The 23,215-nt window shown below is 61.8% G+C and carries 18 protein-coding genes; 12 read left to right on the top strand and 6 right to left on the bottom strand.

Annotated features, from left to right (window positions below):
* Positions 1-142: 142 nt before the first annotated feature.
* The 5 genes from QMY55_RS11775 to QMY55_RS11755 all read left to right on the top strand — a co-directional run bounded on the left by QMY55_RS11775 (position 143) and on the right by QMY55_RS11755 (position 7,438).
* On the top strand, positions 143-1,402 hold the full coding sequence (locus QMY55_RS11775) for an efflux RND transporter periplasmic adaptor subunit (RefSeq protein ID WP_283488773.1): 1,260 nt from the start codon (positions 143-145) through the stop codon (positions 1,400-1,402).
* Positions 1,403-4,657: an efflux RND transporter permease subunit gene (locus tag QMY55_RS11770; RefSeq protein ID WP_283488772.1), complete on the top strand. Its 3,255-nt coding sequence runs from the start codon at positions 1,403-1,405 to the stop codon at positions 4,655-4,657.
* 22 nt (positions 4,658-4,679) lie between these two features.
* On the top strand, positions 4,680-5,390 hold the full coding sequence (locus QMY55_RS11765) for a protein-L-isoaspartate O-methyltransferase family protein (protein WP_283488771.1): 711 nt from the start codon (positions 4,680-4,682) through the stop codon (positions 5,388-5,390).
* A 90-nt stretch (positions 5,391-5,480) separates the two neighbouring features.
* A complete protein-coding gene (locus tag QMY55_RS11760; protein WP_283488770.1) occupies positions 5,481-5,828 on the top strand; it encodes a rhodanese-like domain-containing protein in 348 nt (115 codons plus the stop codon).
* Between the two features lie 134 nt (positions 5,829-5,962).
* The gene (locus QMY55_RS11755; RefSeq protein ID WP_283488769.1) at positions 5,963-7,438 is read left to right on the top strand and encodes a TolC family outer membrane protein; all 1,476 of its coding nucleotides are present in this window, start codon (positions 5,963-5,965) and stop codon (positions 7,436-7,438) included.
* A 114-nt stretch (positions 7,439-7,552) separates the two neighbouring features.
* Here the strand turns inward: QMY55_RS11755 and QMY55_RS11750 are convergent, their stop codons facing one another.
* The 4 genes from QMY55_RS11750 to QMY55_RS11735 form a co-directional block, all read right to left on the bottom strand.
* Positions 7,553-8,905, bottom strand: coding sequence for a 3-deoxy-D-manno-octulosonic acid transferase (locus tag QMY55_RS11750; RefSeq protein ID WP_283488768.1), 1,353 nt, complete (start codon positions 8,903-8,905; stop codon positions 7,553-7,555).
* A gap of 24 nt (positions 8,906-8,929) precedes the next feature.
* Complete coding sequence (locus QMY55_RS11745) at positions 8,930-10,318, bottom strand: phosphomannomutase/phosphoglucomutase (RefSeq protein WP_283488767.1); 1,389 nt, start codon at positions 10,316-10,318, stop codon at positions 8,930-8,932.
* A gap of 273 nt (positions 10,319-10,591) precedes the next feature.
* Complete coding sequence (locus QMY55_RS11740) at positions 10,592-12,484, bottom strand: propionate--CoA ligase (RefSeq protein WP_283488766.1); 1,893 nt, start codon at positions 12,482-12,484, stop codon at positions 10,592-10,594.
* Between the two features lie 422 nt (positions 12,485-12,906).
* Positions 12,907-13,509 carry an isochorismatase family protein gene (locus tag QMY55_RS11735; protein WP_283488765.1) on the bottom strand — a complete coding sequence of 201 codons (603 nt, stop codon included), beginning with the start codon at positions 13,507-13,509 and terminating at the stop codon, positions 12,907-12,909.
* 362 nt (positions 13,510-13,871) lie between these two features.
* On the opposite strand from QMY55_RS11735, the gene QMY55_RS11730 reads away from it, so the two are divergent.
* The 6 genes from QMY55_RS11730 to QMY55_RS11705 all read left to right on the top strand — a co-directional run bounded on the left by QMY55_RS11730 (position 13,872) and on the right by QMY55_RS11705 (position 19,090).
* Positions 13,872-14,498 (top strand): C40 family peptidase, encoded by a 627-nt coding sequence (locus QMY55_RS11730; protein WP_283488764.1) that lies wholly within the window; start codon positions 13,872-13,874, stop codon positions 14,496-14,498.
* A 186-nt stretch (positions 14,499-14,684) separates the two neighbouring features.
* The gene (locus QMY55_RS11725) at positions 14,685-14,939 is read left to right on the top strand and encodes a GlsB/YeaQ/YmgE family stress response membrane protein (RefSeq protein WP_283488763.1); all 255 of its coding nucleotides are present in this window, start codon (positions 14,685-14,687) and stop codon (positions 14,937-14,939) included.
* A 112-nt stretch (positions 14,940-15,051) separates the two neighbouring features.
* Complete coding sequence (locus tag QMY55_RS11720; protein WP_328517825.1) at positions 15,052-15,648, top strand: hypothetical protein; 597 nt, start codon at positions 15,052-15,054, stop codon at positions 15,646-15,648.
* Between the two features lie 22 nt (positions 15,649-15,670).
* Positions 15,671-16,189: an EVE domain-containing protein gene (locus QMY55_RS11715; protein WP_283488761.1), complete on the top strand. Its 519-nt coding sequence runs from the start codon at positions 15,671-15,673 to the stop codon at positions 16,187-16,189.
* A gap of 291 nt (positions 16,190-16,480) precedes the next feature.
* Positions 16,481-17,887, top strand: coding sequence for an APC family permease (locus QMY55_RS11710; RefSeq protein ID WP_283488760.1), 1,407 nt, complete (start codon positions 16,481-16,483; stop codon positions 17,885-17,887).
* Between the two features lie 96 nt (positions 17,888-17,983).
* On the top strand, positions 17,984-19,090 hold the full coding sequence (locus QMY55_RS11705; RefSeq protein WP_283488759.1) for an FUSC family protein: 1,107 nt from the start codon (positions 17,984-17,986) through the stop codon (positions 19,088-19,090).
* 78 nt (positions 19,091-19,168) lie between these two features.
* Here QMY55_RS11705 and QMY55_RS11700 read toward each other — a convergent pair whose 3' ends face one another.
* Both QMY55_RS11700 and QMY55_RS11695 read right to left on the bottom strand, forming a co-directional pair.
* A complete protein-coding gene (locus tag QMY55_RS11700; protein ID WP_283488758.1) occupies positions 19,169-20,935 on the bottom strand; it encodes an amidohydrolase in 1,767 nt (588 codons plus the stop codon).
* Between the two features lie 148 nt (positions 20,936-21,083).
* Positions 21,084-22,310: an MFS transporter gene (locus QMY55_RS11695; RefSeq protein ID WP_283488936.1), complete on the bottom strand. Its 1,227-nt coding sequence runs from the start codon at positions 22,308-22,310 to the stop codon at positions 21,084-21,086.
* A gap of 343 nt (positions 22,311-22,653) precedes the next feature.
* Here QMY55_RS11695 and QMY55_RS11690 point away from each other — a divergent pair, with 343 nt between their 5' ends.
* The gene (locus QMY55_RS11690; RefSeq protein WP_283488757.1) at positions 22,654-23,208 is read left to right on the top strand and encodes a GNAT family N-acetyltransferase; all 555 of its coding nucleotides are present in this window, start codon (positions 22,654-22,656) and stop codon (positions 23,206-23,208) included.
* Positions 23,209-23,215 lie beyond the last annotated feature (7 nt).

The raw sequence follows: 23,215 nt of genomic DNA, 5'->3' as shown, positions 1-23,215 counted from the left end.
TGGAATCAATCCCGATTTCACAGGGGCGCAGCGCCTAGCACTACCGCCATTTTGGCGGCCCACTACACTTGCCGCAGAAATTGCAATAAAGCCCTGGCCCTGATCGCTCAGGATGTATTCTTCACAACGCCCCTCACACACCATGAAGTCTTCCGTCCGCTGGACCATCGGTCTGGTTGTGGTCGGCCTGCTAGCCGCTGTCGGCTGGCGCGCATTCAGCAATCAACAGCATAAAAGGCAGGCCATGGCTGCTTCCAGCGCACCGCTGGAGCTGCCCATACAGATAGCAGCCAACGAGGTTCTGGAAGTGCGCCCGCTGCAGCTGTCGCTGACCGTGCCCGTCAACGGCACTGTGCAAGCCTTGCATTCGGCGGTTGTGAAGGCCTATGTGGCCGGCGAGCTGCACGGCCTGGAGGTACGCGAGGGAGACAATGTCAAACGCGGCCAGGTGCTGGCCCGCATCGATGCCACCGAAGCCACGGCCCGCTGGCGCCAGGCCCAGCAGCAGGCCGATGCATCGCGCGGCCAACTGGTCATAGCGCAACGCAATCAGGACAACAACGCCGCACTGGTGCAAAAAGGCTTTATCTCCACCACGGCGCTGGCCACCTCCCAGGCCAATCTGGATACCGCACGCGCCAATCTGGCGGCCGCCCAGTCCGCCGCCGATGCCGCGCGCAAGGCCGTGACGGATTCCGTCATCACCAGCCCCATGGACGGGCAGATTGCCCAGCGCTTTGTGCAAAGCGGTGAGCGTGTGGGCGTCGAGGCCCGCATTGTCGAGGTCGTCAACACCGCGCAGCTGGAAATTCAGGCTCAGTTGGCCCCTGCCGATTCGGTACAGGTTCAGGTGGGCCAGACGGCCCGGCTGCAAGTGCCTGGCGCAGCCGATGACCTTGCACCCGTGCTGGCAAAGGTGGTGCGCATCAACCCCAGCGCGCAGACAGGATCGCGCACCGTCGCCGCTTATCTGGCCGTGCAGCCTGACGGCAGCGATGCAAAAAAAGATAGCAGCTTGCGCCCTGTACAACTGCGCCCTGGCCTGTTTTTGCAAGGCAGCATCATTACCGGCGACTCCAGTCAGCTGGCCGTGCCTCTGACTGCCGTACGCACCGACAAGCCCCAGCCCTATCTGCAGCTGCTGCGCACGAGCCAGCCTGCGGCGGCCACGGCCCCCTCCAACCCTGCTGACGAAGCGGCTGCGCAGCCGGTTTTGCGCGTGGCCCACCAGCGCGTGGAACTGGGCAGCCAGACCGCATACCAGGGCACGACCTGGGTGCAGATCCGCCGGGGCCTGCAGGGCGGCGAACGCATTCTGACGGGCACCGCAGGCGGTCTGCGCGAAGGCACTGCCGTGGAAGTGCAGACAGCCTCCTCCCCACCAGCCGCCGGAGGCCGCTAAATGTGGTTCACCCGCATCAGCCTCAAAAACCCGGTACTGGCCACCATGCTCATGCTGGCCTTTGTGGTGCTGGGCGTGTTCTCCTACCAGCGCCTGAAGGTCGATCAGTTCCCCAACATCGAGTTTCCCGTGGTTGTGGTCTCGGTCGCCTATCCCGGCGCATCGCCCGAAATCGTGGAAAGCGAAGTCACCAAGAAGATCGAGGAAGCGGTCAACTCGGTCGCCGGCATCAACTCCCTGACCTCGCGCAGCTACGACAGTACCAGCGTGGTCATCATCGAGTTTCAGCTCCACATCGACGGCCGCCGCGCGGCCGACGATGTGCGCGAGAAAGTGGCTTCGGTGCGCCCCACCCTGCGCGACGAGGTCAAGGAGCCCCGCGTCATCCGCTTTGACCCGGCCAGCGCCGCCGTCTGGTCGCTGGCCGTGGTGCCTGATCCGCATGCGCTCCACGGCATCAGCCGGCCGGACAACGCCGCAGTGACGCCGCCCGATGCCATTGCGCTGAGCAGCTGGGCCGACCAGGTGCTGAAAAAGCGGCTGGAGAACGTGCGCGGCGTGGGCGCAGTGAACCTCGTGGGTGCCACCCAGCGCGAAATCAATATCTACCTGGATCCCAGGGCCCTGGAGGCATATTCCATCACGCCCGATCAGGTCGCTCAGGCCGTGCGCGCGGAGAATCAGGATCTGCCCGTAGGCTCCGTGCGCTCTCTGACCCAGGAGCGCGTGGTGCAGATTGATGCGCGCATCAAACGCCCTGCGGAATTTGCCAACATCATCGTGGCCCAGCGCAATGGCGCCCCCATACGCGTGGGCCAGCTGGCCCGGGTGCAGGACGATGCCGCCGAGGTGCAGACGCTGTCGCTCTACAACGGCCAGCGCACGCTGCTGATGACGGTACAGAAAGCCCAGGACGAAAACACGATCGAAGTGGTGGACGGCCTGAACGCCGCAGCCAGGGCCATCGCGCCCGAGCTGCCGCCCGGCATACGCCTGGAAGCCGTGGCCGACAACTCCCGCGCTATCCGCGTGGGAGTGAACAATGTGCGCCAGACACTGATCGAGGGTGCGGCCCTGACCGTGCTGATCGTGTTCCTGTTCCTGAACTCCTGGCGCTCGACCATCATCACCGGGCTGACCTTGCCGATTGCGCTGATCGGCACCTTTTTGTTCATGTACTGGTTCGGTTTCTCGATCAATATGGTCACGCTGATGGCGCTGTCGCTGTGCGTGGGCCTGCTGATCGACGATGCCATCGTGGTGCGGGAGAACATCGTGCGCCATGTTCAGATGGGCAAGAACGCCTATCAGGCGGCGCTGGAAGGCACGCAGGAAATCGGCCTAGCCGTGCTGGCCACCACCTTGTCCATCGTGGCGGTGTTTCTGCCCATTGGCTTCATGGGCGGCATCATCGGCCAGTTCTTTCACGAGTTCGGCATCACCATCGTTGCGGCGGTGCTGATCTCCATGTTCGTGAGCTTCACGCTGGACCCCATGCTCTCCAGCGTCTGGCATGACCCGGCGATTCACGCCCATGGTGAACATGGCCGGAAAAGCCTGTATGACCGTACGTTGGGCAAAGTCACCGCCTGGGTGGAGCGCGCCAGCGACAGGCTGTCCGATGTCTACCAGTCCCTGCTGCGCTGGTCGCTGGCGCACAAGCTGCTGACGCTGTTCCTAGCATTCCTTATTTTCATAGCAAGCCTCGCGCTTGTACCTTTGCTGGGAACGGAATTTGTGCCCAAGGCCGACTTCTCGGAAACCCAGATCAGCTTCAACACGCCCGAGGGCTCTTCCATCGAGGCAACCGAGGCCAAGGCCCTGCAGGTCAACGCCATCATCAGGCGCATGCCCGAGGTGCGCTACACGCTGACCACCATCAACACCGGCAATGCCAACGGCAAGAACTACGCCAGCATCTATGTGCGGCTGGTGGACCGACACGAACGCCAGCGCAATGTGGATACGCTTTCAGCCGATCTGCGCACCCAGCTGCGCGCCGTGGCAGGCATCACCGTCACCCATGTGGGCCTGCGCGAGCCCGTAGGCGGCCAAAAGCAGGTGGAGTTCTCGCTGATGGGGCCGGATCTGGACGAGCTGGCCCGCCTGAGCCGCATCGTGCAGGATCGCATCCGTCTCATTGCGGGCCTGGTCGATCTGGACTCCAGCCTCAAGCCCAACAAGCCCCTGGTCAATATCGAAGTCCACCGCGACGCGGCGGCCGACCTGGGCCTTTCGGTGGGGAGCATGGGCAGCGCCCTGCGCACCTGGGTTGCGGGCCAGACCGTGGGCAACTGGCGCGCCAGCGACGACCAGACCTATGACGTCAATGTGCGTCTGGCCCCCGAGTCCCGCACCACGCCGCAGGACCTGGAGCGGCTGCCGTTTGCGCTGGCTGCCAGCGATGGCGGCACACGTATCGTGCGCCTCAATCAGGTCGCAAGCGTAGTGGACGGCACGGGTCCCAGCCAGATCAACCGCCGCAATCTGAACCGCGAAGTCGCCATCAACGCCAACGTCTACCAGCGCAGCGCGGGTGAGGTCTCGGCCGATATCAAGGCCGTCATGGCCCAGATTCCGCTGCCGCCGGGCTACAGCTATCAGTTCAGCGGCGCGGCCAAGAACATGGCCGAGTCCTTCGGCTATGCGGGCTCCGCACTGGCCCTGGCCATCATCTTCATCTACATGATTCTGGCCAGCCAGTTCAAGAGCTTCTTGCAGCCCCTGGCACTGATGACCTCGCTGCCACTGACCTTGATCGGCGTGGTGCTGGCCTTGCTGATGTTTGGCTCGGCCCTCTCCATGTTCTCCATCATCGGCGTGGTCATGCTCATGGGCCTGGTGACCAAGAATGCCATCTTGCTGGTGGACTTTGCCATCCGCGCCCGCGAGCCGCACCGCGATGAAGCCACAGGCCAGACCGTACCCGGAATGCCCCGCGCCGAGGCCCTGCTGCTGGCAGCCCGCGTACGACTGCGCCCGATTCTGATGACCACGCTGGCCATGATTTTCGGCATGGTGCCGCTGGCCTTTGCGGTATCCGAAGGCTCGGAGCAGCGTGCCCCCATGGGCCAGGCCGTGATCGGCGGGGTCATCACCTCCTCGCTGCTGACCCTGGTCGTCGTGCCCGTGGTGTACTGCTATCTGGACGATTTTTCGAACTGGCTGCGCCGCAAATGGTCTGGCGCCCCCTCAAAAAGCGATGATCCGCCGCACGATGCCTCCGAGGCTCGTAGAATCGATGGTTTGTCCTGATAAGTCTTTTCCCGGAGATACCATGGCCCTGCCAATGAACGCCCAAGTGGACCCGCGCGACGTGCACGCGCAGGCTCGTTTCAACATGATCGAACAGCAGGTGCGCCCCTGGAACGTGCTGGACGAGAGTGTGCTGGAGCTGATGGGCCAGATTCACCGTGAAGACTTCGTGCCGCCCGAGTACCAGTCCATGGCCTATATGGACCTGGAAATCCCGCTGAAGGGCACTGCCGAAGAAGCCGCCAAGCAAGGCTGGCACATGCTGGCTCCCAAGATCGAGGCTCGCATGCTGCAGGATGTTCAGCTCAAGCCTTCCGACCGCGTGCTGGAAATCGGTTCCGGCTCCGGCTACATGGCCGCGCTGCTGGCCGCCCAGGCCAAGGAAGTCGTGACCATGGAGATCGACCCCGAGCTGGCCGAAATGGCCCGCGAGAACCTGCTGAGCGCCGGCGTCAAGAATGTGGAAGTCAAGCTGGCCAATGGCGCCACAGCTTCCCTGGCCCAAGGCACTTTCGATGTGATCGTGCTCAGTGGCTCCGTCGCTGAGATCCCCGAAGCCCTGTACGCGCAGCTCAACGAAGGTGGCCGCATAGCCGCCATCGTCGGCCATATGCCCGTCATGCGCTTCACCCTGGTGACCAAGAACGGCAACAGCTTCGAAGTCAAGAAGCCCTGGGATATCGCCGCCTCGCGCCTTGTGGGGTTTGAAGAGCCTTCGCGCTTCTCGTTCTAACGCTGCCAAGCCCTGCCGGCTCAAACCCGCAGGGCTTTCTGTTCGGTACATGGCTGGCGCCCTCTTCCGCCCAGCCTCCAAGGATTTTCTATGTTGACCCAGGTCTTGCCCGCACAGTTCCAGCAGTGGCTTGCCCCATACACCGCCAAGGGCGTCGCACCGGTGGTGCTCGATGTACGTGAACCCTGGGAGATCGCCCAGTCCAGCATTCAGCCCGGCGAAGGCTTTGAGCTGCGCTGCATTCCCATGCACGAAATTCCCGGCCGCCTGCAGGAACTGGATCCAGACCATCCCGTCGCATGCCTGTGCCACCATGGCGCCCGCAGCATGAGCGTGGCCGCCTTTTTGCTCAACCACGGCTTTGAAGATGTCAGCAATATCACCGGCGGTATCGACGCCTGGTCGCTGAGTGCCGATCCCAGCGTGCCCCGCTACTAGAACAAGACTTGCGCAAATCAGGCCCATGCCAGCGCTTTGCCTTAAGGAAGCCGTCTTGGCACATCCTTGTCTGCGCAAGTCCTGAGAATTTCCAGTGCCCTTCATCTGCCCGAGACTGCCTTAGCCCGACACCTATGAACCAGCTGCCCCGGCCTCTGCAAATTGTCCCTCCTCACGCGCTTGCCGCGATTTCCATGGGCGTCTTGCTTGGAGGGGCTGCCAGTCTGGTTCAGGCCCAGACCTTGTCCGAGCTGGTTCAGCAGGCGCGCGGCTATGACGCCACCTGGCAGGCTCAGCAAGCCGACGCCCGCGCCGCCGCCAGCCGTGCGGACCAGGCGCTGTCCGGCCTGCTGCCCAGTGTCGGCCTGTCTGCCGGTGCCAATCGCACCCATGTCGACGTCCATACCTCCGTGGCCGTACCCGGCATGGCCAGCAGCTTCAACAATACGCAGCAGAACGTACAAGTCAGCGCCCAGCAGCCGCTGTACCGCCCGGCCAACAAGATCGCTTACGAACAGGGCCAACGCGGCGTGGACGTGGCCCAGGCCCAGCTTGATGCTTCGGCACAAAACCTGATCGTACGTGTCTCCCAGGCCTATTTCGATGTGCTTGCCGCACAGGACAGCGTGCAGGTTGCCCAGGCGCAAAAACAGGCCATCAGCACCCAGCTGGAAATGGCCAAGCGCAATTTCGAAGTCGGCACGGCCACCATCACCGATTCGCGCGAAGCCCAGTCCCGCTTCGATCTGGTCACCGCACAGGAAATTGCTGCGCAGAACGACCTGCAGGTCAAACGTGTGGCACTGGACCAACTGGTGGGCCGCGTGGGCATACAGCCCACGCCACTGGTCGCGCCCATGACCCTGCCCAAGGTGGAGCCCGACAATATGCAGGCCTGGGTCGACACAGCGCTGGCCAGCCAGCCGCAGCTGCGGCAGGCCCAACTGGCCCTGGATATTGCCAAACTGGAAACCCGCAAAGCCGAGGCCGGTCACAAACCCACGGTCGACCTGCAGGCAGGCTATGTCGTCAACCGCTATCCCAATGGTTCGATGACGCCCTCCATCCCCCTGAGCTATCGCACCAACGCGGCCCAGATCGGCGTCGTCATGAACATGCCGCTGTTCGCCGGCTTTGCCGTGCAGAACCGCGTCAAGGAAACCGTGGCGCTGGAAGAAAAAGCCCGCGCCCAGCTCGATGATGCGCGCCGCAATGTGGAGCAATCCACGCGCACGGCCTTTCTGGGCGTGCAGTCAGGTCAGGCCCAGGTCAAAGCCCTGGAAGCCGCCCTGGCCTCCAGCCAGAGCGCGCTCGAAGCCAACAAAATGGGCTACGACGTAGGCGTGCGCATCAACATCGATGTGCTCAATGCCCAGAGTCAGGTCTACCAGACCGAGCGAGACCTGGCCAATGCCCGCTATCAGGTGCTGCTGGGCCAGCTCAAACTCCGGCAGGCTGCAGGTGTACTCAGCGACGACGATTTGCGCAGCATCGACAGCCTGACGCTGGTGACGCAGGCACCGGCAGCGATGCAACGCCCTGCTGCAGCCGAGACCGCCGTCAAGCCAGCAACCCGCAAGGCGGTCGAGCCGCGCACCACAAAACGCTGACCTCAGCCTGGCTGCATTGCTGCGGATTTCATAGCTTCTGACGCATGTCCCTTTGCAGCTTCCGCTTGAAATACATCCAAATCGCAAACACAGACAGCGCGAGCCGCTCTGATTTCAGGAGTAATTTCCGTTCCGGCCCGCTCGTATGAGCTTCACAATGGCATCCGCCGTGGCGGCTGCCGCCCCGCGGTGCTGGAGCATGAAGTGTCTTGCCTGCTCTTCGGCCTCTGCCAAGGCCGGCAAATCCTGCACCAGAGCAACGGCACGCTGCATGGCCTGCGCCATATCGCTGCAGCGAAAAGCAGCCCCTGCCTGCACGGCCAGATCGGAGGCCTGGCTGAAATTGAAGGTATGCGGCCCCAGAATCACGGGCGTACCGCAAGCCAGGGCCTCGATCAGGTTCTGCCCGCCCAGGGGTTCAAAGCTGCCGCCCATCAGCGCCAGATGAGACAAGCCGTAATAAAGCGGCATCTCGCCCAGCGAATCGCCGAGCCAGAGGCTGCCATCCTGCAACGGCGGTGCATCCCCGGCATCGGCCGCATGACCCCACTGGCTGCGCCTGGAGACGCCGAACCCGGCATCGGCAATCAGCTGAGCCACCGCATCAAAACGCTGGGGATGGCGCGGCACGATCAGCCATTGCACGGCGCCGGCCAGATCCGGCTGCTTTTGCAATTGCTCCAGCAGCAGCAGCTCTTCGCCTTCGCGGCTGCTGGCAAACAGAACGACGGGCTTTTGGTGCGCCAACCGCAATCCATGCCGCCAATTTGCCGCCCGGCTCATCAGTTGCTCGTCAGGCTGTGCATCGAACTTGAGATTGCCCAGCACCGCGCTGACTTTGGCCCCCACATTGCGCAAACGGCGCGCATCGTCTTCGGACTGCGCCCAGACGGCGGCCAGTGCCGCATAGGCTGGCTTTGAAATCAGCCCCATCTTCAGAGCACCCGCCTCGGATTTTTCATTGAGCCGCGCATTGGCCAAAGTCAGTGGAATCCCGGCGTTGGCACAGCCGGCAATCAGATTGGGCCAGATCTCGGTTTCCATGAGCACGCCCACGGCCGGGCGGAACTGCTCGATAAAGCGCCTGGTTGCAGCCAAGGTGTCCCAGGGCAGCCAGACCTGTACATCGCCGGTCCGCAGCAGCTTGCCCCCCTCTTCCCGGCCGGTGGCCGTGCTGTGCGTCAGCAGCAAACGCATGGCGGGCAGGCGCTCGCGCAGCGCCTGAATCAGAATCGCCGCTGCCCGAGTCTCGCCCAGAGACACGGAATGAATCCAGACCCATTGGCCGCGCCCGTCCTGTCCCAGATCTGCCGGCGTGTAATGGCCAAAACGCTCCGGCACCGCCACTGCGTAACCGGGTTCCGCCACGGCCCGCTTGCGCAGCTTGCGGCGCAGCAAAGGTTGGGCCGCCCATGCCAGCAGGCTGAACAGCCCACGGGCCAAGGTCATCGGAGCTTTCTTGCCCATGGGTGCGGTCGCTGCTGACGAAGATCAGTGTGCAGCGGCACCAACCTGCGCATCAGGCTTGACGCGCTTGAGCAGAGCCAGCATCTGCGCCTCGATACGGTGCAGTGCCTCCTGGCTATGGCCTTCGAACCGTAGCACCAGCACGGGCGTGGTGTTGCTGGCGCGAATCAGGCCAAAGCCGTCGGCCCAGTCCACGCGCAGGCCATCAATCGTGCTGACCTGGGCAGGGGCGGCAAACTCGGTCGCGGCCAGTGCCTGCAGCTCGGCTGCCAGGCGGTGGGGTTCGCCTTCGGCGCAGGCCACATTGAGTTCGGGCGTGGAAAAGCTGGTCGGCAAGGCGTTGAGCACGGCGCTGGGGTCGGCCTCACGGCTGACGATTTCCAGCAGGCGGCAGCCGGCATAGGTGCCGTCATCAAAGCCGAACCAGCGCTCCTTGAAGAAGATATGGCCGCTCATCTCGCCGCCCAGCGGTGCGCCCAGCTCCTTCATGCGAGCCTTGACCAGGGAGTGGCCGGTCTTGAACATCACGGGCTTGCCGCCGGCGGCCTCGATCTCGGGCGCCAGACGCTGGGTGCATTTGACGTCGAACACGATGGAGCCACCGGGCACGCGCGACAGCACGTCCCTGGCAAACAACATCATCTGACGGTCGGGGAAGATGTTCTGGCCGTCCTTGGTCACAATGCCCAGGCGGTCGCCGTCACCATCGAAAGCCAGGCCCAGCTCGGCGTCCGTGGTCTGCAGCGCATGAATCACATCACGCAGGTTCTCGGGCTTGCTGGGGTCGGGATGGTGGTTGGGGAAGTTGCCATCGACTTCCGAGAACAGCTCGATCACCTCGCAGCCCAGTTGGCGGAAGATGCCGGGGGCCGAAGCACCGGCCACGCCATTGCCGCAGTCCACCACGATCTTCATGGGGCGGGCGAGCTTCACGTCACCGACGATGCGTGCCGTGTAGTCGGCCAGCACATCAGCCTGGCTGATCTTGCCTGCGCCGGTGATGCTCCAGTCCTCGTTCTCCATGCGCACACGCAGAGCCTGGATCTCATCGCCATAAATGGCACGGCCGGCCAACACCATCTTGAAGCCGTTGTAATCCTTGGGGTTGTGGCTGCCCGTGACCTGAATGCCGCTGGTGCACAGCGTGGCGGCCGCGAAATACAGCATGGGCGTGGTGGCCATGCCGATGTCGATCACGTTCACACCCACATCGGTCAGGCCCTGCATCAAAGCACCGGACAGCGAGGGGCCGGACAGACGGCCATCACGACCCACGGCCACCGTTTTTTCGCCAGCCGCCAGCGCGGCCATGCCAAAGGCTCGACCTATGCCGCGGGCGACTTCGTCGGTCAGCGTGGACGGAACAATGCCGCGAATGTCATAGGCTTTGAAGATGGAAGAAGCAACTTGCACAACGGTCTTTCTGAAGCAGGACTTACGCAAACAAGCCGGGCCGCCGGAGCGCCGGGCCGCCGGAGCGGATGCACAAGAGGTATTCCCATAGGGCAAACGTCTTGGCTGAACCTGATTTGCGTAAGTCGTATGAAGTTTTCAATCCCATAGCACTGGGCGCAGCCAGCACAACGCAATCTCTCGATTCTAGGTTGTAAACAGCAAGGCCCGCAGCTTGCGCACGCGGGCCTTGCAATCACGGGCGTCTGAAACCACCCGGGATTGAGCCTCGGATCAGAGCCTCGACTGCACCTGAGCCAAAGCCGCGGGATCTTCCATGGTGCTCAGATCACCGGGGTCACGACCTTCTGCCACCGCCTGCAACGCGCGCCGCAGCAATTTGCCGCTGCGCGTCTTGGGCAATGCGGTGACAAACAAAACGCGTTGGGGACGGGCGACAGCGCCCAATGCCGAGTCCACCAGCTTCATCACATCGGCCTCCAGGTTTTTGCAGCTTGCCTCATCCGCCACCACATTCGCATCACGCACCACGGCGAAAGCCAGCGCAACCTGTCCCTTGAGGCTGTCGGCCACGCCCACGACCGCCACCTCGGCAACCTGGGCATGCGAGGAAATCACTTCCTCGATCTCGCGGGTGCCCAGGCGGTGCCCGGCCACGTTGATCACATCGTCGGTTCGACCCAGGATGAAATAGTAACCGTCGGCATCGCGAATGCCCCAATCAAAAGTGCTGTAAACCAAGCGCCCGGGAATGCTCTTCCAATAGGTATTGATGAAGCGCTGGTCATCGCGCCAGACGGTTTGCATGCAGCCCGGCGGCAGCGGGCCTTCCATGGCCAGCACGCCTTTCTGGTTGGGTTCGGTCAACTCCTGGCCTGTGGCATCGTCGATGAGCTTGACGTTATAGCCATAAACGGCCTTGCCGGGGCTGCCGAAGCGGGTGGACTGAGGCTCCACGCCATTGCACAGCGTCATGATGGGCCAGCCTGTTTCGGTCTGCCAGTAGTTGTCGACAATGGGCTTCTTGATCGCGGCGCTGATCCAGGCTGCCGTGGGTTCATCAAGCGGCTCGCCGGCCAGCCACAAAGCCTTGAGGCTCGAGATGTCGTAGCGTGTCAGATGCTCGGCCTCATGCTTCTTGAGCACACGGATTGCCGTGGGCGCCGAGAACATATGGGTGACCTTGTACTTCTCGACCAGACTCCACCAGATGCCCGCATCGGGCCTTATCGGCAGGCCTTCGTACATCACGGTGGCCATGCCGGCGATCAACGGGGCATAGATGATGTAGCTATGGCCCACGACCCAGCCGATATCGCTGGTGCAGAAAAAGGTCTGGCCCGCCTGAGCATCGAAGATATGGGGCATGCTGGCAGCCAGCGCGACCGTGTAGCCGCCGGTGTCGCGCTGTACGCCCTTGGGCTTGCCCGTGGTGCCGCTGGTATAGAGGATGTAGCTGGGATGCGTGGATTCCACCCACACGCATTCGACCTGGGCATCCAGATGCTGCGCACGCAGTGCCGCCCAGTCATGGTCGCGCCCGGCGCTCATGGGCATCTCGGCCAGACCACGATTGACCATCAGTACCGCGGCAGGCTGGTGAGTGGACTGCTTCAAAGCCTCGTCCAGCAGGGGTTTGTAAGCCACGACACGACCGCCGCGCGAGCCCGCATCCGCACTGATGATCACCTTGGGCTGGGCATCATCGATACGCGATGCCAGCGCACCTGAGGCAAAGCCGCCAAACACGACCGTGTGAATCGCCCCCAGACGCACACAGGCCAGCATGGCAAAGCAGGCCTCGGCAATCATGGGCATATAGATCTGCACCCGGTCACCTTTTTCCACACCCAGTGCCTGCAGCACAGCCGCCATGCGGCTGACCTCTGTGTGCAGCTCCTTGTAGGTGTAGGTTTTTTCGGTATTGGTCTCGGTCGAAACCGCTATCAGCGCATTCTGATCACTGCGCGTGGCCAGATGGCGGTCCACCGCGTTGTGGCACAAGTTGGTGACGCCTCCCACAAACCAGCGGGCAAACGGCGGATGGCTGTAATCACAGATCTGCGAAGGCTTTTGCTGCCAGTCAATCAACTCTGCCTGTTCTGCCCAGAAACCGTCGCGGTCATCAATGGAACGCTGGTAAAACTCTGCGAAATGCTCACTCATGCTCATGTCTCCTTGGCTTTCCATCCATTGCAGAAAGCCTTCTGAATTCATAATTATTCATAATGCACTTGCCAGAAACTGACAACGCGGCCAGGGGCAATCCCTGCGCTGCCTTCATTCAACGCAAGAGCCCCCCACCTTCCAATCCGGGCTTTCCTCATCCATGCATCGATTCCCGGCAACGCAGCTCTTACAACTTGCCCAGGCGTCACACCTGTTTCAGACCTGGCACATGGCAAGCCCTGCACCACCATTGCGACTCTTGCATCGTCACCGTCGTGCCAAAGATATAAAAAAGCCCCACGCTTGCCCACTCCGTGTGGCCGCGGCCCCCCAAGGGGGCAGCTTATTGCCTTGGGGCGGCCCGACGGCAATAAAAAAAGAGCACCAGAAGGCGCTCTTTTTTTGATAACCGCAGAGGCTTACTTCACCAGTGCCAGCATGTCCTTGAATGCAGGATCCTCACAGGTACGCAGCCACTCGAACATGACCATCTCCGTGGTCACCAGCTCGGCGCCCGCACCGGCGAGGCGGTCGAACGCCGCATCACGGTTGCGCTCGGTGCGCGAGCCGCAGGCATCGGTCACTACCCATACATCGAACTCTTCTTCCAGCAATTCCAGCGCCGTCTGCAGCAGGCAGACATGGGTTTCGCAACCGGCGATGACAACCATATTGCGCTCGGGCGCTTGCTGCTGGGGCTTTTGCAGATGCTTGGGCAGGCTGCGGGCATTACCGCCCTGGGGCTTTGCCGGTGGGCGCAGCCACTCGCCCAGGCCTTCGGGCACGGCGCTGAAGTACATCTTCTCCAGAGTCTTGTTGCACAGGGCTTTAAGTTCAGCGTTGTTAAGCCCCAGGCGCGAAGGGTTCTGTTCCGTACCCCAGACCGGTACTTCCATCAGTTGGGCCAGCTTGGCCAGCTTGATGGCATTGGCCAATGCCTGTTCACCGTCATGGATGACAGGCATGAGCTTGTCCTGATAGTCGATCAGGACCAGTTGCGATTCGGTTGCGTCCAGCAGCATATTGTTTCTTTCCTTGCATTGGGCAGTTGCCACGAAATTGCAACTGCCTTTTTAGTCAGCGGTGAGGCAGCTTCAGGCCTGTTTTCCAAGCCGCCCGTGGCGTTATTGTCGCTGCAAGCAGCCGCCCAGCCTTTTTCAGGCCAGAAAAGGCTTTGTGCGGCAGCATTAACACAAATTGATGCAAACCTTCTAGATTGTGACCAGAACAGGGAAATTACGGGGTCAGAAGCACTACGAAATTAAGAGCATCAGCCGCAATAAGCTCATGCCTCAAAGTCATTTAATGTTTTGAATCAAATTCCCCATGAAATCTTGGAAATAGCGGTGTCATCCTACAAATTAACGTGGTACCCTCACGCCCCATGTCCAGATGGCTTATTGCACTACTTTTTGTCGGCGTGACCTCCGCACATGCGGCGCCCAGCGAGCAGCGTGACGACGACATGACTCAGTTGCTGGTCAACCGCAGTCTGATTACCCAGTTACGTGAAGCTCGCCACACCGTGGCCGAGAAGACGACCGACTTCGTTCGCGAAGCGCGTCAGAGCGTGACCGAAAAAACCTCCGACCTGGTCGTGACGGCCATGGGCTTCCTCGGTGTTCCTTACCGCTTGGGCGGCACCAGTGCGGAGACCGGCTTTGACTGCAGCGGTTTCGTGCGGGCCATCTACTCCCAGACCGTGGGCAAGGTTCTTCCCCGCGTGGCCTCCGAGCAAGCCCATGCCACTCAGCAGATCGACCGCGAAGAGCTCAAACCTGGCGATCTGGTCTTCTTCAACACCATGCGCCGCACCTTCAGCCATGTCGGCATTTACGTGGGCGAAGGCAAATTCATCCACGCGCCCCGCACCGGCGCCAGTGTGCGTGTGGAGAGCATGCAGACCTCCTACTGGGCCCGCCGCTTCGACGGCGCCCGCCGTGTCGAAGGAGCCGATGCCTCGGCCGCCACCGCAGCCGCCTACAGTGCACTGGCTCCTATCCAACCCTGAAAGCCATTCACGGACAGAAAAAAACGCCTGCCATATGCAGGCGTTTTTTGTTTGGAGCGAAGATATAGGCTGTACAGACAAATGTGAAAGAATCAGGCTCGCGCCCACACTCTCTGCTGTCTGACAGGGTCAGGACACGGCAACTTATAGAGTCAGGCTTCATTGTTCTTTCAGAGAGGAATCAAGATGTCCATCATTGGCACCATCATCGTAGGCCTGATCGTCGGCCTGATTGCTCGCGCCATCAAACCGGGCAATGACAGCATGGGGTGGATCATGACCATCCTGCTCGGTATCGCAGGCTCTTTTGTGGCTACCTATCTGGGCACAGCCATGGGCTGGTACAGAGCCGGTGAGGCCGCGGGCTGGATCGCCTCGGTCATCGGCGCCATCATCGTGCTCTTCATCTACGGTTTCATCCGCAGCAAGACACAGGGTTGATCGAAAGGCAGCGCAGACGCGCTGCCTTTTTTCATAGAGACCATGCTTTATGTGGAAAAAAGACACTCGACCTCTTCCCACCTCAATCCCTACATCCCTCAAGCGCCACGATGTGTCTCTCGCGGCCCAGCGTTCTCGCAAGCTGCTCAAGCAGCGCGCCCTGGTCAGCGCGGCTGCCAGCACCATTCCCGTGCCGGGCCTGGACTGGGCTGCAGACGCAGCTCTTCTCTCCAGGCTTATTCCGCGCATCAATGAAGAGTTCGGCCTAACGCCCGAGCAGCTGGACAGTCTCACACCCAGCAAGCGCGAACAGGTCCAGAAAGCCATTGCCATGGTGGGCTCGGTGCTGATCGGCAAGTTCATTACCCGTGATCTGGTACTGCGTGTGACACGCATGGTGGGCATGCGACTGAGCACCAAGCAAGCGGCCAAATACGTTCCGCTGGCCGGCCAGATCGCCGCTGCCGCGATAGGCTACGCCACATTGCGCTATCTGGGCGAACGCCATATCCAGGACTGCATTCGCGTGGTCGAGCAAGCCGAGCTCGACATCCCTCAACGCCTGCGCAAGGCCCGTGCACAGGTGCACCAAAGCGGGCAAAAGACAAACCAGTGGGGCCAGGTACGCCAGCGCATCATGCATCCACACCACTGGAGCCAGCCGGACCGGGGACCGTGGAAACGCAATCCCCCTCACTCCGGCAGCTGACTCTGCAGCCGACAATACTGCAATGACCAATATCGCAAGCTTGACCGTCCCCAGCGCCTCCTCCGCCGTCTCGGGCCAGCGCTACTGGCTCATGAAGAATGAGCCCGACGAATACTCCATCGATCACGCACTGGTTGCGCCAGACCAGCTCATGGGATGGAACGGCGTGCGCAACTATCAGGCACGCAACTTCATGCGTGACGACATGCAGATCGGTGACGGCGTCCTGTATTGGCACTCCAGCTGCGCCGAGCCCGGCATCTACGGTATCGCCCGCATTGCCGGCAATTTGCGCGTGGATACTTCTCAGTTCGACCCTGCCGACCCTTACTACGACCCCAAGTCGTCCCCGGACAAACCGCGTTGGCTGATGCTGGATGTGCAGGCGCTGCGCAAGACACGCCCTTTGCTGATCGCCGAACTGCGTGAGCAGCCAGAGCTCGGCGACATGCGGGTACTGCAAAAAGGCAATCGTCTGTCCATCACGCCGGTAAGCCAGGCCGAATGGAAATGCATCATGGGTCTGCTCGAAGGACGCTAGGTCGCGCCCACCCCAGTCACTTCTCAATTCATAGCAGTCTGCGCTGATTCCGTCTGAAGTGGAAGGCAATTTTCCCGAGGTCTGCCTCAAGCAGCCCGAACACCGATAATGTCGCGTTTTTTCGCGCCAGCCTCGGTCAGCCGCTTGACCCAGGCAGGAAAAGCCAAGAACGGCGCCCTTTTCAGGGTGTGCCACAACAACAGATAACAACGGTGGTTCCGTGCCCGACACGGCCACGCGCAGACCGGGATTCCAGGCCCGGTGCTCTTGTTCTTGAGAAGGAAGACCCAATTGACTGATCGCCCGCCCTCCGCGGCCTCGGCCTCCTCCACCCCTGCCCGCCTGCAGAAGACCCTGCTGCTATGGCATGTGATCATCATCGGCCTGGCCTACATCCAGCCCATGACCTTGCTGGACACTTTTGGCATGGTCTCGCGCGATTCGCTGCAGCATGTGCCGACCTCCTACTTTGTCGCGCTGCTGGCGGTCCTGCTCACCTCGCTGAGCTACGGTCACATGATTCGGCGCTACCCCTCTTCCGGCTCGGCCTATACCTATGCCCAAAAGGCCATCCACCCCAATGTGGGCTTCATGGTCGGCTGGTCCTCGCTGCTGGACTATCTGCTCTCGCCCATGGTCAATATCCTGCTGGCCAAGATCTATCTGACCTCGATATTCCCCGAGGTCAATCACTGGGTCTGGATCGTGGGTCTGACAGCCCTGATGGTCGTCGTCAACCTGCGCGGCATTCGCTTTGTGGCCAACTTCAACGGTCTCATCGTTTTCTTTCAGTTGCTCATCATTGCCATCTTCACCTTCCTGGTCTGGCGTGAGCTGCACGCCGGCCAGAACGCACTGGGTGCCATCGCCGAACATGGCGGTCTAAGCCTCTGGAGCGGATCACCCTTCTGGAGTGCCCAGGCCGATATCGGGGCGCTGATTACCGGTGCCACCATCCTGTGCTTCTCCTTTACCGGCTTTGACTCCCTGTCTTCTCTCGCCGAGGAGACCCACAACACCGAAAAGACCTTGCCCAAGGCGATTTTCCTGACCGCCTTGATCTCCGGCCTGATCTTTATTGCCGCCACCTATTTCCTGCAGCTGTACTTTCCGGGCGATCCCAAGCAGTACTTCAGGGCCGTGGACGAAACCCAGCCCGAAATCCTCTACCTGGTGGGCGGCGCGCTGTTCAAATCCGTGGTGCTGGCTTTTGCCATCGTCACCGTCATGGCCTCGGGCATTGCCGCTCATGCGGGCGTCTCGCGCCTGATGTATGTGATGGGGCGCGACGGCGTGATCCACAAGCGCTTTTTCGGCCATATCGACCCCAAGACCTTCACACCCTCCTACAACATTCTGCTCGTGGGTGCGGTGGCTCTGACCGCCGGCTTCCTGAGCCTTGAATATGTGGTGGCCCTGATCAGCTTCGGTGCGCTCACGGCCTTCAGCTTTGTGAACCTGTCGGTCCTGGCCGAGTATGTCTGGCGCCAGGGCCGCTGGCACAGCCTGGGCGATGTGCTGCGCTATGTGGTCACACCGGTGCTGGGCTTTATGAGCGTGGGCGCCATGTGGCTGGAAGTGGAGCCCACCTCGCTGACCTCCGGCTTGATCTGGGGCAGCATCGGCTTCGCCTATCTGGGCATCATCACCGGCGGTTTTCGCAGCTGTGCGCCCCAGTATCGCGAAGATATCGAGTAAAAATACGGACAGCTCCCTTACCCAGCGGGCGCTGCACGCTCCTTTTTTGGAAGTCAGCGCTTTCCCGACAGGCAAACGCTGAACAGCCGCCCTAACATGCAGGCTTCTGACTCAGGAGGCTTTCCATTGCGCTGGAGCAACCCCATCACCCTGGCCTGGCGCCGCGCCAGAACCACTTTTCCCTCTCGTGCAAAGCTGGCGGCTCGCGATGCAATCGCCGCTGCACTGGCCAGCGCCCTGGCCTGGCAGCTGGCGCGCCTGCTCTGGAATCATCCCCGCCCCGCTTTTGCAGTGGTCACGGCCGTGATCTGTCTGGCTCCCGGCCTGCCTAGCCACCTCAAGCAGGCCAAAAGCCTGCTGATCGGCTGCACCCTGGGCATTGTGATTGGCGATCTGCTGTGGCAGTTGCCCGACCAGCATCTGCTGATCCGGCTCAGTGCCGGCATTTTCCTGGCCGTGCTGCTGGGCGCGATCATAGGCCCCGCACCGGCCGTACCTATTCAGTCGGGCGTCTCCGTGGTACTGGTTTTGGGCCTGGGCCCCAGCACTGCGGGCAGCGCGCGTCTGCTCGATGTGCTGGTCGGTGCAGCTGTAGGGCTGCTGTTCAGCCAGGTGCTGTTCACCTCCAACCCCATCAAGGATATGGGCCGGGCGGCTTCCACCTTTCTCAAACAGCTGGCCAACGGGCTGGACCTGATTCTGAAAGCTTGCCAGATGCAGCAGGCCGACAGTGCTGAAACCGCGCTGGGTCAGCTGTCTCTGGCGCATGAATCCTTGGCCGCCCTGCGCGCTGCTGTAGGGCAAGCCCATGCCTCGCGCCGTTGGTCGCTGCGCGGACGGCTCAATGCCGACCGGCTGGCGTTTGTCACCCGCCGCTATGACCGCCATGCACTGCGCGTTTATGCCACGGCCTTGTTACTGGCCGAAAGCATGAACCGCGCGACCTCCCATACCCATAGCCCACCGCCCGAAGTGCTGAGCAGCTATTGCCGCTGGCTGGTCGATGCCTGCCTGGATCTGGCCAACCAACCCACCGTGGTCGCACTCAAAAGTGATGATCCATTGGCCACCCTGGCTCCCTGGCAGCCCGAGGTTCAACCCAATATCGCGCCGCTGCTGGCCGCCGACTGGCAGGCCGCTTATGAAGCCGCCCAGCAGTTCGAGAATGCGCTGCGCGCACTCATAGGCTCGCGCGATGCCTGATCCCCGTCGGATTCTGCTCAAGCCATCGACAAGCAAGCGCTAGCAGCTCCGAATTCAGGAGCATTTGACGTAAAAAAATCAATGAGGCTTCTGATAGACGCTGCGGCCTTCCTTGATGGTCTGCAGCACTTCCAGCGTGGCGAGCCTGGAGCGCTCCATGGTCAACGGGTTGTCCGACAGAATCACCAGATCGGCCAGCTTGCCGACCTCCAGCGAGCCCTTGCGGTCATCTTCAAAATGTTGGTAAGCCGACCACAGCGTCTGGGCCTGCAGCGCAATCCAGGGCGAGACCCGGTGCTCCGGGCCCAGCACCTTGCCGGTGCGGGTGACGCGGTTGACTGTCGCATCCAGCACCCGAATCGATGACGGCAGAGCGACCGGCGCGTCGTGGTGCGAGGTAAAGCGCATGCCCTGCTGCAACACCCAACCCGTGGGCGAGATGTTCTGTGCACGCGGATCGCCCAGCACCGAATCGCGGTGCCAGTCGCCCCAGTAAAAGGTATGCATGGGGAACAGCGAGGGAAAGATCCCCAGGTCCTTGAGCTGCGGAATCTGGTCGCGTCTCAGGGTCTGACCGTGAATCAGCACGGGCCGCGCGGCACGCGTTTTCTCCACCGGGCCGCTGGCACGCACGGCAGCAATCATTTGGTCGATGGCTGCATCGCCGTTGCCGTGCACCAGAATCTGCCAGCCGTTGTTGACCGCCTTGGCCACCAGTTCGTTGACCTTGGCATCAGGCAGCACACCATAGCCCCGGTAACCACTCTTTTGGCCTTTGGGCGGCACCAGATAGGGCTGGGTCAACCAGGCCGTCTTGCCCTGGGGGGAGCCATCCAGCGTCAGCTTCACGCCGCCAATGCGGAAATGTCCGGTGTATCTGCGACTGTAGTAAGGGCCGTGCATGAAAGCACCGTCGCCCAGTTGCGTGATGTCGGGGTAGGACACCACATCGACCTTGAGCCTGCCGGCCTTGGCCGCTACAATCGTCGTAGCCACGGCGCCAGGGTCGGCGCGGCCATCCTGCACCGTGGTGTAGCCGTATTGCAGATACAGCTCCTGCGCTTTTTCCAGCCACTCCATGGACTGCTCTTCGCTCAGCTTGGGCATGATCTTGCCCAGGGTGAAGAAAAAGGCGTTTTCCTCCAGCACGCCGTCCGGCTGCTTGCTGCCGGGCTTGCGGCGAATCACACCGCCTTCGGGGTTGGGCGTATCTGCACCGATACCGGCCTTTTTCAGCGCCGCAGAGTTCAGCGAGCCAAAATGGCCTGACTGATGAATCACCGCAATCGGAACCGTGCGCGAGACTGCATCCAAATCGTCACGCGTGGGGTGGCGCCGCTCCTTGAGCTGGGAGTCGTCGTAGCCAAAGCCGAAAGCCAGGCCCAGCTGCTTCGCCTCGGGCGAGGTCTTGATGTATTCGCGCAGCGTCTGCTGCAGCTCGGCGATCGAGGCATTGGGTCCATCAGGCGGCGGCAGCAGATTGGCCGCAATCGCCTGCAGACCCACACCTCCCAGGTGGCTGTGCGGATCGACAAACCCGGGGATCAGAGTACGCCCCTGCAAATCCACCATGCGCGTGTCCGGCCCGCGCAAGGCCTCCACCGCCTGGCGATCACCCACTGCCGCAATCTGGGTGCCGCGTACCGCCAGAGCCTGTACCTGAGGCTGGGCGTCATTCATGGTCAGGATGGGGCCGCCGAAATAAATGGCATCCGCAAAGCCCGCCTGCGTATCACTGGCGGAGCCCGGCTCAGGCTTGCCGGAAGCTGCACAGCCGGCCAGCCAAGGGGTGGACAAGGCAGTGGTCCAGGATGCTGCGGTGACAAGAAACTGGCGTTTTTGCATGCTCTCTCCTCAAAGGAGTACAGCCTAACCGCAATTGTTTTCGCCAAGCACCTTCAGGTGGGCCAAGGTTTATTCTTTATCAATAAAAACGTCCGCATCCATTGATATAACTTCGCTAGCCGCTATGAAATCAGTAGTCAAGGCAGGCTCATCGCTGCAAACGATGCCAACATCTATCAATGCCCAGGGCCAGCAACCAGCCGCCCGCGCACATGCTGCCCGTGACCAGCCAGGTGAATTGCCATCCGCCCATGGCAGTGGCAACTGCCGCCACCAGCGGCGGCCCGGCAAACTGCCCCACGCAAGACCATTGCTGCATGAAACCCACCGTAGTCGATACCGTGCCCGGACTGGGTGCCAGATGCATGGCAGAGGTGAACAGCGTGGCGGGAATCAAGCCCCCGGCCGCGGAAAACAGCACGACGGCCACAAAGCGCAGCCACAACGGCGCCAAGGGCTGATCGCCGAACTGCACATAAGCCAGCAGCGCGCACAACCCCATGGCCACATAGCCGATCTGCAGGCAACGACGGGGACTCCAGCCTCGTTGCATGAGCTTGCCCGAGGCAATATTTCCCACCATATTGGCGGCGGCAACCACCGCAGTCAGCATGCCTGCCAGCTTGGCACTCAGGCCTGCCTGCGCATACATGGTGGGCAAAAAGCCCACCACTCCCATCCACTGGCCTGAATACAGCATGAAGGCCAGCGACACCAGCCATGGACCGGGGCTGCGCAGCGTCAACGCCAGGCGCGGTCGCCAGCCATTGCTGCCCGAATCGGCCACAGCGGGCGTTGCACTCGCAGAAATACGAGCAGCATCCGCAGGCACCATGCGCCATACCGCGATAAACGCCAGCAAGGAACTGCAGCCCAATGCAATCCACCAGGCCTGCCAGGAAGTGGCTTGCAGCACCCAGGGCCCCAGCAACAGCCCGATGGCGCTGCCTATAGGCATATATGAGCCCCACCAGCCCATGCGGCCGCTGAGTTCGGCGGCGTTCACATTGCGCCGAATCAGCCCCGGCGCAGGCATGGCGACCAGCAAAAAGCCCAGGCCTTCGAGCACACGCAGCGCCAGCAGCCAGGCAAAGCCGGTCGCGGCAGCGCCCACGAGGCTGGACAATGCCATCAACGCCAGCCCCGTCAACATGCTGCGCCGCAGCCCCCATTTGTCCGCACCAAGGCCGACCACCAGCCCCAGCGCCATCCCCGCCACCTGCACGGTGGAAAGCAGAAAGCCTGCCTGCACGAGGGAAATGCCCAGCTCCTGCTGCAGCACCGGAACGGCAGGCGGCAGCTTGCCCACATGCAGGGATGCGCTGACACCGGCAGCCACGACAATCCAGGAGGGATTGAGGCCTGGGCGCGGCATGGAAGAAATTTCAGGGCTGGAAGGCAATGTCACTGCTGGCTCTCTTTGTCATGACTTGCGCAAATCAGGTTCAGACAAGACCTTTACCCCATGGGCATGTTCCTTGTGCATCCGCATCGGCGGCCTGGTGCATCGGCGGCCCGGCTTGTTTGCGCAAGTCCTATTTGTTCTTGTTAGCTGATATGTCAACTATCAAGCATAGGGCAAAAGCCACCTATCCAAAGGCAGTACCACGGCAAATACCAGGCTCCAGTGCCGGAAAGCGTTACAACAGGGCAAGGCTTGCAATTAGGATAGCGTTCGGCCGAATGCGGACTTGCCCGAGTCCCTTCAGGGGAAACCAATGATCCAGATCCACGAACCAGAAACAGCCCGCTTGCGTCTTCGGCAGTGGCGGCGCTCCGACTACCCCTGTTTTGCGCGCCTGAATGCCGACCCGGAAACCATGCGTTTTTTCCCAGCGACGCTGACTGCGGCCGAGAGCAACGCCCTGGCGCAGCGCTGTCATGACTTTATCGAGCAGCGCGGCTGGGGTATCTGGGCCGTGGAGGAAAAAGCCAGCAAGACCTTCATCGGCTTTACCGGCCTGCACATTCCCACGGACGAGCTGCCTTTTTCACCCTGTGTCGAAATTGCCTGGCGGCTCACCCGGTCGGCCTGGGGCAAGGGCTTTGCCACCGAAGCCGCGCGCGCCGCGCTGACCTTTGCCTTTGCGCAGTTGGCCCTGCCCGAAGTCGTGTCCTTTACAGCCGTCAGCAATATTCCCTCCCAACGGGTCATGCAGCGACTGGGCATGGAGCGCGACCCGCAAACCTTTGGGCACCCCAGCCTTCCAAGCTGCCACCCCTTGCGCGAGCATGTGGTCTACCGCGCAAGGCAGTTACCAGCGGATTCTTGAGGCCCTG

Origin of the sequence: Comamonas resistens, assembly GCF_030064165.1 — a bacterium.
Taxonomy (GTDB): domain Bacteria; phylum Pseudomonadota; class Gammaproteobacteria; order Burkholderiales; family Burkholderiaceae_C; genus Comamonas; species Comamonas resistens.
This window is presented reverse-complemented; position numbering and strand designations above follow the sequence as displayed.

Coding starts and splice junctions, on each gene's coding strand:
- QMY55_RS11760 (WP_283488770.1), top strand. CDS start 5,481: ATGTTGACCCAGGTCTTGCCCGCACAGTTCCAGCAGTGGCTTGCCCCA.
- QMY55_RS11735 (WP_283488765.1), bottom strand. CDS start 13,509: ATGCTGCTGGACGCAACCGAATCGCAACTGGTCCTGATCGACTATCAG.
- QMY55_RS11740 (WP_283488766.1), bottom strand. CDS start 12,484: ATGAGTGAGCATTTCGCAGAGTTTTACCAGCGTTCCATTGATGACCGC.
- QMY55_RS11690 (WP_283488757.1), top strand. CDS start 22,654: ATGATCCAGATCCACGAACCAGAAACAGCCCGCTTGCGTCTTCGGCAG.
- QMY55_RS11705 (WP_283488759.1), top strand. CDS start 17,984: ATGCAGGCTTCTGACTCAGGAGGCTTTCCATTGCGCTGGAGCAACCCC.
- QMY55_RS11770 (WP_283488772.1), top strand. CDS start 1,403: ATGTGGTTCACCCGCATCAGCCTCAAAAACCCGGTACTGGCCACCATG.
- QMY55_RS11755 (WP_283488769.1), top strand. CDS start 5,963: ATGAACCAGCTGCCCCGGCCTCTGCAAATTGTCCCTCCTCACGCGCTT.
- QMY55_RS11750 (WP_283488768.1), bottom strand. CDS start 8,905: ATGGGCAAGAAAGCTCCGATGACCTTGGCCCGTGGGCTGTTCAGCCTG.
- QMY55_RS11700 (WP_283488758.1), bottom strand. CDS start 20,935: ATGCAAAAACGCCAGTTTCTTGTCACCGCAGCATCCTGGACCACTGCC.
- QMY55_RS11715 (WP_283488761.1), top strand. CDS start 15,671: ATGACCAATATCGCAAGCTTGACCGTCCCCAGCGCCTCCTCCGCCGTC.
- QMY55_RS11725 (WP_283488763.1), top strand. CDS start 14,685: ATGTCCATCATTGGCACCATCATCGTAGGCCTGATCGTCGGCCTGATT.
- QMY55_RS11695 (WP_283488936.1), bottom strand. CDS start 22,310: ATGCCGCGCCCAGGCCTCAATCCCTCCTGGATTGTCGTGGCTGCCGGT.
- QMY55_RS11765 (WP_283488771.1), top strand. CDS start 4,680: ATGGCCCTGCCAATGAACGCCCAAGTGGACCCGCGCGACGTGCACGCG.
- QMY55_RS11775 (WP_283488773.1), top strand. CDS start 143: ATGAAGTCTTCCGTCCGCTGGACCATCGGTCTGGTTGTGGTCGGCCTG.
- QMY55_RS11730 (WP_283488764.1), top strand. CDS start 13,872: ATGTCCAGATGGCTTATTGCACTACTTTTTGTCGGCGTGACCTCCGCA.